Source organism: Paenibacillus sp. MABNR03 (assembly GCF_050455445.1).
Taxonomy (GTDB): domain Bacteria; phylum Bacillota; class Bacilli; order Paenibacillales; family Paenibacillaceae; genus Paenibacillus; species Paenibacillus xylanilyticus.
The window spans coordinates 52,943-62,669 of the sequence record NZ_JBCIYR010000012.1; the positions used below are offsets into that span (position 1 = coordinate 52,943).

Genomic DNA, 9,727 nt, shown 5'->3' on the forward strand with positions numbered 1-9,727 from the left:
GAGTCGTTGATTCTGGGTTAACCCTTTTTTTCACTTCATTTCGGAATTCGTGCTGTAATAGAAGCTCCGGAAGGGGCTTCTTTTGCTGTTCGGGATAGGCATGTATAGTATGGAACAAAGGTGTGGTAATGATGCGCAACTTGTGCATGACGCTAACTTATGATGGCACTGCTTATTATGGCTTCCAGGTACAGCCGGGAGGGAATACCATTCAGGATCATCTTGAAGATGCCATTTGTGCATTAACAGGTGAGAAGGTAAAGATCACGGGGTCTGGTAGAACGGACGCGGGTGTTCATGCCCGTAGACAGATCTTCAATTTTACCACGGAATCTCAAATCCCGATTGAACGCTGGTGTATTGCGCTTAACTCTAGACTACCCTCGGATATTGTTGTTATTGACGCCATGGAAGTGCCGCTCGATTTTCATTCTCGCTATGCAGCGAAAACGAAGACGTACCGCTATACTGTCAATGCAAATCAATTCCCGGATGTATTCAACAGAAGACTGCAATACCACCATCATGCCAGGTTGGACATAACTGCAATGCAGGAGGGGCTCCGTCATTTTATCGGTACGTATGATTTCACCTCCTTTGCTTCTCGCAAGTCTCAGAAAGACAATCATGTGCGATCGGTATATGATGCATGGATAGATGTGGACCGCTCAATGTGCAGAGACCATCCGCGCGATCAAGGTGTCATTCATATTTATGTGAGCGGCAACGGCTTTTTGCAGCATATGGTACGCATCATTGTTGGTACACTGCTGGAGATCGGAGAGGGTAAACGGAAAGCCTCTGATGTACCGGATATGATTGCTGCATGCAATCGTTCTGCTGCAGGACCAACTGCGGTAAGCAGCGGTTTAATGCTCTGGGATCTTGAATATAAAAAAGATTAAATTTGGTGAGTGAAAAGGTTAATTAACACTTGCGATTTAAGCTGCTATCATGTAATATAAAAGTTGTGTTTTCTTAATGGCTTTCCCACAGCCCCAATTAAGAGGTTCACATCGCAACAACTATCCATCAACACCTAAAGTTATCACTTAATGAACGAAGATAAATGAAAATGATGATTTTGAACATTTTAAGGAGGAACTTTTCATGCGTACCACGTACATGGCGAAGCCTAACGAAGTTGAGCGCCAATGGCACATCATTGATGCCGAAGGCAAAACGCTCGGACGTTTGGCAAGCGAAGCAGCTGCTTTGATCCGCGGCAAACATAAGCCACAATTCACTCCACATGTGGACACTGGCGATTTCGTAGTTATCATCAATGCGGAGAAAATCGTATTGACTGGTAAAAAAATGCAAGACAAAAAATACTACCGTCACTCGATGCACCCAGGTGGTTTGAAAGTAACTACTGCTGAAGAGATGGTTAAAAACAAACCGGAACGTATGTTGGAATTGGCTGTTCGCGGTATGCTTCCTAAAACTCGCATGGGCGAAAAAATGAAGCTGAGACTTAAAGCGTACAGAGGCACTGAGCATCCACATGCAGCACAAAAACCAGAAGTTTACGAACTTCGCGGTTAATTAAAAGGAGGACAGTTTCATGGCACAAGTACAATACTATGGGACAGGTCGTCGTAAACATTCGGTAGCTCGTGTTCGCCTTGTACCGGGTGAAGGACGCATTGTCATCAATAAACGTGATATTAATGAATACTTCGGTTTGGAAACACTCAAACTGATCGTAAAACAACCACTGACTTTGACAGAAACGCTCAGCAACTATGACGTTCTGGTTATCGCTCATGGTGGCGGAATCTCCGGTCAAGCCGGCGCAATCCGTCATGGTATCTCCCGTGCTCTGTTGAAAGCAGATCCGGAATACCGTGCTTCCCTGAAAAAAGCAGGATTCCTGACTCGTGACCCACGGATGAAAGAACGTAAAAAATACGGTCTCAAAGCCGCTCGTCGCGCTCCTCAGTTCTCCAAACGTTAAGATGTTTTACAAGCCTCTGGCCTTCAGCCAGAGGCTTTTTTGTTGTCTATAAAACATGGATTAGTTAATCCAATAGGATGATGCGGACAATTTGTCATATGTATGTGATCTAACATAGCTTATTTCTCATCTTAAACTTGGCTCAAGATAGATCATTCCGGACAGGGTATACGAGACCACAACCATCAGCATTTCCTATGAAATCAATAAAAGACACTTATATGTAAGCACGGAGAATTTAAAGTTTTTTCATGTTCGGTTTATCTCTATGCATCTCATATTTGGTTTTTGGCACGAGCATTATCATTACGAATTTTAGTACAGTTTAATCCAAATAGCCCAGTAGGGACAAAGGATTTCACAATTAGCATAGCGAATTGGACTCTAATACCTTCTAACCTGCTTAAGTTAATTGCAATGGATTCATTTGAAGAGAATCTAAGTGTTTACAAAATGATTGGTAATCCACTCACAAAAATGGGCTGCAAATGAATCATTTTACCATGTGGCAGGCATTGACATCCCCCCTGAAAGATTTATACTATACTTAATTCATATTAGATTAGTCGGCATTAAAGTTTTGGGGAAAAGCAGAATGGGGGAAATTCAGAATGAACTTGTTGGAAAAAGAAAATCTTGCGCGGGTGAAAGCAGAAGAATTGGAAAACGCAAGCCCTGAGGATATTATCCGTTACGCTGTTGAGACATTCCCAAATATCACTTTTGCATGCAGCTTTGGTGCGGAAGATGTTGTACTTGTTGATATGCTTCAAAAGATCAGTCCATCTACGGATATTTTTTATCTCGACACCGATTTTCATTTTAAGGAAACGTATGAGACGCGTGACGCCATGAAGGAGAAATACAATCTTGATTTCGTACGGGTCTCTCCCAAAATCACTCCTGAAGAACAGGCAGCTCAACATGGAGAGGAATTATGGAAATCGGACCCTAATGCTTGCTGCAATATTCGCAAAGTTGAGCCGCTGACACGTATACTCTCCAAATATGATGCTTGGATTACGGGAATTCGTAGAGATCAGGCGCCGACTCGTGCCAATGCGAAGAAGGTGGAGTACGACACCAAATTTGGACTTATGAAATTTAATCCGATTGCTCATTGGACATCAGAGGATGTGTGGGAATATATTCGCGCCAATAATGTTGTATACAATCCTCTGCATGACCAGAACTACCCGAGCATCGGTTGTGAATATTGCACACGTCAAGTTATGCCTGGAGAAGATCCGCGTGCAGGACGATGGTCCGGTAATGACAAAACAGAATGCGGACTTCATAAATAAAGTTCTCCAACTTCACTGCGGAAGAGATGGATATAGCAGCGTTGTTATTCGAGCATAGTTTTTACTGCACCAAATGTGGCAACATGGCATCAAGCCAAAACTCGCCCACATGGCAAAGAGCATCACATGACGTTGTCCGGTACGAAAGTGGTGGTTTGCTTCGTGATGGAGAGTGCCCTCCACCAGAGTTTACGCGTCCTGAGGTAGCTGAAGTATTGATCGAAGGAATGGCTGAGCAAGTCCGCTCCTAACGGTATATTTGTCCACCTTGTCCCATATAGATGATTAGAGTCATTTATAGGGACGAGGTGGTTTTTTATGCGCAGGAAAAATATGGGGAAGCATTTTGTTGTTTGGATTCGTCTTCGCACAGTGAAGAGGGTTCTGTTAAGCCTCTGTCTGCTAGCCATGTTGGTAGCTGTGGTGACGTATGAGCTCCCTTCATCCAAGATGTCCGGATACTGGGGCTTGCCATTAGCGGGCAAGGTCATCGCCATAGATGCAGGGCATGGCGGACCTGATGGAGGAGCTGTGAGCAAGCAGGGGGTCATTGAGAAAGATATCAATTTGTCGATAGCCTTGTATGTGCGGGATTATCTTCAGCAAGCTGGAGCGCTGGTGGTCATGACACGCGAGATCGATACAGATTTGGCTGAGTCAGATACCAGGGGGTACTCCAAACGCAAGACAGAAGATCTTAAACAAAGAGTAAGGCGCATTGAAGACAAACAGGCAGATTTGTTTATCAGCATTCACATGAACAGTGTGCCTTCGAACCGCTGGAGTGGTGCGCAGGTATTTTATACACCTAACCACCCGGACAATGAAGGATTGGCCAATCTGCTTCAGCAAGAAATGATTCGTAATCTTGAAAATACTGATCGAATTGCGAAAACGGTAAATACCGTCTATCTGCTGCAGGCGTTGAAAATTCCCTCTGCTCTAGTCGAGGTTGGGTTCCTTTCTCATCCGGAAGAAGCGCGTCTTCTTGCCGATGAAGCATACCAGCGTAAAGTAGCCGCTTCCATTTATAACGGGATCCTGCGATATTCCTCTGGCGAACGTCCCAAAAGTTAGTCACAAGGTAAAGGAGAATGGTATAATTAACGCAGCATACCTAATTACATGCCAATAGATAAAGCTGAGGTGCTGTCTGATGATATCAAAAGAACAGATACTTGAACTATTGCAACCTTTACAGGAACCGCAATTGGGAGTGAGTCTGACCGAGCTGCAATGGATCCGTGATGTCATGGTAAAGGAAAATCATGTGGCACTGACCATTGTAACATTGGACAATCAGACTGAGGATACAACTGCTCTTAGTGATGCCGCGCGTAACCTGATGTCCCAGCACGGTATTAATGATGTACATATACGTCTGCGTGCAGCATCAGAGCATGAACGAGAGAGCTTGAATGCAGGACAACCCGGGAATGAACCAAATGATGAAGAAGTACTTGTTAAAGGCCATGCAGCAGGTCTGGATGGACATGAGCTGCTAAGCCCCGAATCGGGTGTTCGTTATATTGCAGTAGCAAGTGGCAAAGGTGGGGTAGGTAAATCTACAGTCACAGTGAATTTGGCAGCTGCTCTGGCTCGGCAAGGTAAAAAGGTCGGACTGATTGATGCGGACATCTATGGCTTTAGTGTTCCTGATATGATGGGGATCGAAGAATACCCTGTTGTAGAGGACGGTGTGATTCAGCCAGTAGAACGTTTCGGTGTGAAAGTGATGTCCATGGGATTTTTCATTCGTGAAAACAACCCTGTAATCTGGCGTGGCCCTATGCTGGGTCGGATGCTGCGTCAGTTCTTCACTGATGTGAATTGGGGAGAACTTGATTACATGCTGCTTGATTTGCCTCCAGGGACGGGTGACGTCGCTTTGGATGTTCATCAAATGCTGCCACAGAGTAAAGAGATCATCGTTACCACACCTCATGCAACAGCAGCATTTGTAGCTGCCAGGGCTGGTGCAATGGCGATTCAGACAGAGCATGAGCTGCTCGGTGTGGTGGAGAACATGGCTTATTATGAATGTGGCAAATGTGGAGAGAAGGACTATGTATTTGGTCGTGGGGGTGGCGGACGTCTTGCGGAGAGTCTGCACACAGAGTTACTAGCGCAGATTCCTTTAGGAACACCCGATAATCATCCATCGGAGCCTGATTTCTCTCCATCTGTATACAAGACCGATACACGAATCGGTGCTATCTACGATGAAGTAGCCCAATCCATCGACGCGAAATTTTAATGGCTCAACACTCTAATCTACAGCTAAAAAGCCTGCATCCCATCGGATGCGGGCTTTTATTTAGCTGTAAAGCTGACAAGCGACCTTCATTAAATTTGAATTTAGCTTGGTGATCTTTTATGAGCCACCGCCACCGCCACCGCCGGAGTCACCACCGCTTCCACCATCTCCGCTGTCACCGCCGCCCTCACCACTACCGCCTTCACCTTCCTGGCCGCCGCCTTGTCCACCTTGTTCTTGTCCACCCGATTCAACCTTTGGCTGCAGCTCTTCCTGTACTACTTTCTTAAGCAGGGTGAGTACTTCCATTCGGAATAACGGATTCTGCATGACTTCCTGCATAACGGTCATGGTCTGTTTGCGGTATTCTGGTGTTTTGGTCATGTCCATAAACATTTTGGATACTTCTGGAGATTTCATGATATCCCCGATCGATTTCTGATATGTTGGATCCTTGATTAGCTCCATATGGAGCTGTTTGCTCTGCGAGTTGATGGCTTTGGCAAACTCACCGGCAAATTTCGGGTCTGTCATGATTTTTTCAAATTCTTTTTGATACTCGGGAGCTGTAATGGTATCTTTAACCGCAATACGTATTTGTTCCGAAGATTGCATAGGCATTAACATTTTCATACCAATGGTTCCAGATCCACCACCTGATCCGCTTCCACCTTGTTCTGATTCCCCGCCTTCACCACCACCTGATGAACTTTGCCCCGTAAGAGCTTCTTCAACAGCTTTCTTGCCTTCATCACTTTTTAAAATATCCACGACCATCGTTTTCATCTCTTTATAACTGCCCTGAGGAGGCGAAGAACTCTGATCTGAACCACAGCCGGCGAGCATGACGGAAAGCCCGAATACGACACAGCATAGCTGCCACAAAGGCCGTTTCATGTGCATAACCCCTCCTTGAATAGATACTGCATGTAGTATGTGATGGCAAAGCACTAAATATGTTGAACGATGATGGTTTTTTGCTGAGAAGGTTGGTAAAATAAACTCTCGGGGGTGGAAAACATTTGAATTTACGTAAATGGTTTTTCCTATTTTGGACAGCCTTACTTATTGGGGCTGCGGGATCGTTAGTGACAGGCTTGATTATGATGTTCGTGAACGGGGAAAAAACGAATGGAATGACCGATTTCCTACTGTATCTCCTCATTTTGTTTGGTTCAGGCGTTATGATTAGTGTGTATTCTCAAATGGGTTTTTTCGCTTACTTGATATTGAATTATATGGGCAAAGGTGTATTTCCGAAACGCGGATGGCAAATAGTACAGCTTGTATTAACCGTGTTGGCCCTGCTGGACGTCATGTTTTTACGTTTGTTCGTCGGTGGCGGAAGAGAACGTCTATCCGATATTGTACTGGGAATTATTATTTTGGCAGCTGCAATTGTTACCGCTTACGTGAAGGTGAAACAGACACATATCTCGGCAATGGTGCCAACGCTCTTTTTTATGATTGCAGTCACCGTGGTGGAAACGATCGGTGTGTTGCGAATAGATGTGAATGCAGCTACCATCTTTATTGTGATCCCATTGCTGGTATGTAATGCGTACCAAATGCTTATATTACATAAGCTGGTGGATGGATCTGTGGAGCAGACAGTGAGTGGGAGAACGGAGCAAGTGTAGGAAAGGCTGGCATTGTGAGTTGATTTATAAAAACGCCAAAAAAGAGCTAACCATGTTAGCTCTCTTTTCATTTGTGCTGCTGTACCTTTAATATTAGTTATACCGTCTATGGATGAATGATGAATTTCTGTAGTGTAGTATTATTGTGCACTGGCTTGATCACGAACTTCGGTCCCTTTGGCACTGGAATGATTCAGCAACTCGGAAACTGTAACAAATTCATACCCTTGGTTTCGTAACTTATCTATAATGACAGGCAATGCTTCATGAGTCTGCTTGGAAGAATCACTGGCGTGCAGCAATACGATATCCCCAGGGTGAGCTTTGCTGACCACACGATCTACAATGGTCTGTACCCCGGGATTTTTCCAATCCTGCGAGTCAGTGTCCCATTGTACAACCTGATAGTTTAGACTGCTGGCTACCTGAAGTACGCGTTTGTCAAAATCCCCATTGGGCAGACGGAGCAAATTCGGTTCTTTACCCGTTAAATCGGTTAAAATGCTATGAGCTGTCGAAATTTCCTTGCGAATTTCTTCTTCGGTCATGCTGCTGTAATTATCGTGCTTATGCCCGTGGCTGCCAATTTCGTATCCTGCTTCCTTAATGGAGGTTACGATCTCGGGGTGAGTCTTGCTCCAAGGGGAGGATAAGAAAAAGGTTGCCTTCTCTACCTTATTATCCTGCAGTACTTTCAGAATTGGCTCTGTGCGCTTGTCTCCCCAGCTAATATCAAAGGTAAGTGCAATGACTTTCTTCTCTGTTGGTACGTTGTACACAGCCGACGGTGCATCCTCTGAGAATACAGAAACATTGCCACTTTCCAGATAAATAATCCCGATAGCAAAGACGGCAGCAGCCAGCACAATCAGGAAACGTTTAATCTTTTTCCCACTGAATACATAGAACGAGTTCATTTCAATAAGCGCCCCTCTCCCATAAGAAATGCTTGTTTACTCTCCAATGTATGCTCGTACCGCGTAGTTATTCGCTCAGAAATTTGTTTGTCCATCATCTTTATTTAACAGGAGGTAATTATGCTGAAATTGAGTACATTTCTAAAAGATCTAGGATCCATTCGTAGCGCTCTAATCTGGTCAGTCCTATTGTTCGTTGCAGGTATAGGCGCCGGGTGGGTGAGTACTGGACCGCTGCAGGAGATATTATTGAATCAAATAGGTGGATTGCGTGAAGTTAGCGAACGACTTGAACAGGGCGGGAATGTGCAGTGGAATTTCTTTATATTTATCTTTTTTAATAATGCCATTAAAAGTGTGCTTGTAATCTATGCGGGTATTTTCTTTGGCATTTTGCCGGTTATCTTTTTAATTATCAATGGAATGGTTATCGGTTTTCTTGTGCACTTTACCACGAACAATGGGGCAAGCCTTTTTGATATTGTGGTGAAGGGACTATTACCCCATGGGATCATTGAAATTCCAGTTATCATCATTGCCTGTGCGTTTGGACTCAAATTCGGGGGACTGGCATTCAGAAGTTTGGTACAGCTTGGAAGCGCCAAGCGGCAGATGTTAGGAAAACAGTGGGAGACTTTCTTAAAGAGAACATTAACCGCTTCCTGTTGGATTGTTATTCTGCTGTTCATTGCAGCCATTATCGAAAGTACAATTACCTTCAGTATTGTGCGTGGATAAATTTGTATGGAATGACATTCATAAATTTTCAGAAAGTTGACCATAACAATAAAACGGGTTTCAGCAATCTCCCTCAATATGCAAGTTATACAGAAATTATGAGGGGGAGCTGGGATCGGCGCGCTCTAAAATATCTCCGACTACAGAGAAGCGGGGGACGTCCCAAACAAACGGGAGTGCGCCATTATCCATATGCAGAAAAAGGAGAACTCTTAATGCTGGGTATGCTGTTTAACGAGAAGGAATGTAAGGAGCTCGATTATGTATTACGTAAAGAGCTGGATGAAATGTTGTTTGACCTAAGTGATAATCGTCTCGACCAGGAGATTAAATACGCAATAGCAAGTAGATACAAAACAGTATTCCGCATGTACGCAAGATTTGCTCCTCCGAAGGAGTTGTCCAAATACGCAAGAAGCGGCAAACTTAAAAAATCCAAACCGTAAGAGGCAATGCAGGGGATCAGGATATGTCGTTTGAATGAAGAGCGAGGTGCGGCCGCTGCACCCAGCGCTGTACCTCTATACTGGAATAATCAATGAATAGAATAAGATGCTGATCATTTTGTCGAAAAAGGGTTGACCTTTTTGATAAGATATGATAAATTAATTTTCGTTCCTTTTTTAGGACAAACCGAACAAAACAAGCACTGACATGAAATCGAATGAAAAACATTTGAAAAAAAAGTTCTTGCAAAGTTAGGTTGAACATGATATATTATAAAAGTCGCCGCTGAAACGACGACGATAAGAAAAACAGTAATAAATTGAATGTTTGATCTTTGAAAACTGAACAACGAGTGAGTAACGATCTTGCTTGCAAGATCGACGCTTCGAAATCGGTACACGTCATCTGACTGTATGATTTCGAAGCACAAATGAGATTTTAATCTCGTCAGATTCAAAATGAGC

The 9,727-nt window shown here is 44.0% G+C and carries 12 protein-coding genes; 10 read left to right on the top strand and 2 right to left on the bottom strand.

The features are described 5' to 3' along the window. Positions 1–131: 131 nt before the first annotated feature. The 7 genes from truA (at position 132) to AAIH57_RS28655 (ending at position 5,521) form a co-directional block, all read left to right on the top strand. Positions 132–905: a tRNA pseudouridine(38-40) synthase TruA gene (gene truA / locus AAIH57_RS28625; protein ID WP_175394118.1), complete on the top strand. Its 774-nt coding sequence runs from the start codon at positions 132–134 to the stop codon at positions 903–905. A 205-nt stretch (positions 906–1,110) separates the two neighbouring features. Continuing rightward, positions 1,111–1,548, top strand: a complete 438-nt coding sequence (rplM, locus tag AAIH57_RS28630; protein ID WP_175394088.1) for a 50S ribosomal protein L13 — start codon at positions 1,111–1,113, stop codon at positions 1,546–1,548. A 19-nt stretch (positions 1,549–1,567) separates the two neighbouring features. Beyond that, positions 1,568–1,960, top strand: coding sequence for a 30S ribosomal protein S9 (gene rpsI / locus AAIH57_RS28635; protein ID WP_056697740.1), 393 nt, complete (start codon positions 1,568–1,570; stop codon positions 1,958–1,960). A gap of 611 nt (positions 1,961–2,571) precedes the next feature. Next, the gene (locus tag AAIH57_RS28640; RefSeq protein ID WP_175394087.1) at positions 2,572–3,264 is read left to right on the top strand and encodes a phosphoadenylyl-sulfate reductase; all 693 of its coding nucleotides are present in this window, start codon (positions 2,572–2,574) and stop codon (positions 3,262–3,264) included. 26 nt (positions 3,265–3,290) lie between these two features. Beyond that, positions 3,291–3,515 carry a hypothetical protein gene (locus AAIH57_RS28645; protein WP_430023820.1) on the top strand — a complete coding sequence of 75 codons (225 nt, stop codon included), beginning with the start codon at positions 3,291–3,293 and terminating at the stop codon, positions 3,513–3,515. A 67-nt stretch (positions 3,516–3,582) separates the two neighbouring features. Next, positions 3,583–4,341 (top strand): N-acetylmuramoyl-L-alanine amidase CwlD, encoded by a 759-nt coding sequence (gene cwlD / locus AAIH57_RS28650; RefSeq protein WP_430023821.1) that lies wholly within the window; start codon positions 3,583–3,585, stop codon positions 4,339–4,341. 79 nt (positions 4,342–4,420) lie between these two features. Beyond that, positions 4,421–5,521 carry an Mrp/NBP35 family ATP-binding protein gene (locus AAIH57_RS28655; protein WP_175394117.1) on the top strand — a complete coding sequence of 367 codons (1,101 nt, stop codon included), beginning with the start codon at positions 4,421–4,423 and terminating at the stop codon, positions 5,519–5,521. Positions 5,522–5,638: 117 nt separating this feature from the next. Here AAIH57_RS28655 and gerD read toward each other — a convergent pair whose 3' ends face one another. Next, positions 5,639–6,418 (bottom strand): spore germination lipoprotein GerD, encoded by a 780-nt coding sequence (gene gerD / locus AAIH57_RS28660; protein ID WP_430023822.1) that lies wholly within the window; start codon positions 6,416–6,418, stop codon positions 5,639–5,641. A 125-nt stretch (positions 6,419–6,543) separates the two neighbouring features. On the opposite strand from gerD, the gene AAIH57_RS28665 reads away from it, so the two are divergent. After that, positions 6,544–7,161, top strand: a complete 618-nt coding sequence (locus tag AAIH57_RS28665) for a KinB-signaling pathway activation protein (protein WP_430023823.1) — start codon at positions 6,544–6,546, stop codon at positions 7,159–7,161. Between the two features lie 140 nt (positions 7,162–7,301). Here AAIH57_RS28665 and pdaB read toward each other — a convergent pair whose 3' ends face one another. Then, positions 7,302–8,078, bottom strand: coding sequence for a polysaccharide deacetylase family sporulation protein PdaB (gene pdaB / locus AAIH57_RS28670; protein WP_110756607.1), 777 nt, complete (start codon positions 8,076–8,078; stop codon positions 7,302–7,304). 120 nt (positions 8,079–8,198) lie between these two features. On the opposite strand from pdaB, the gene AAIH57_RS28675 reads away from it, so the two are divergent. Together AAIH57_RS28675 and AAIH57_RS28680 are read left to right on the top strand one after the other, a co-directional pair. Continuing rightward, positions 8,199–8,816: a stage II sporulation protein M gene (locus AAIH57_RS28675; protein WP_175394082.1), complete on the top strand. Its 618-nt coding sequence runs from the start codon at positions 8,199–8,201 to the stop codon at positions 8,814–8,816. Positions 8,817–9,031: 215 nt separating this feature from the next. Then, positions 9,032–9,262, top strand: a complete 231-nt coding sequence (locus tag AAIH57_RS28680; protein WP_095293396.1) for a hypothetical protein — start codon at positions 9,032–9,034, stop codon at positions 9,260–9,262. Positions 9,263–9,727: the final 465 nt, after the last annotated feature.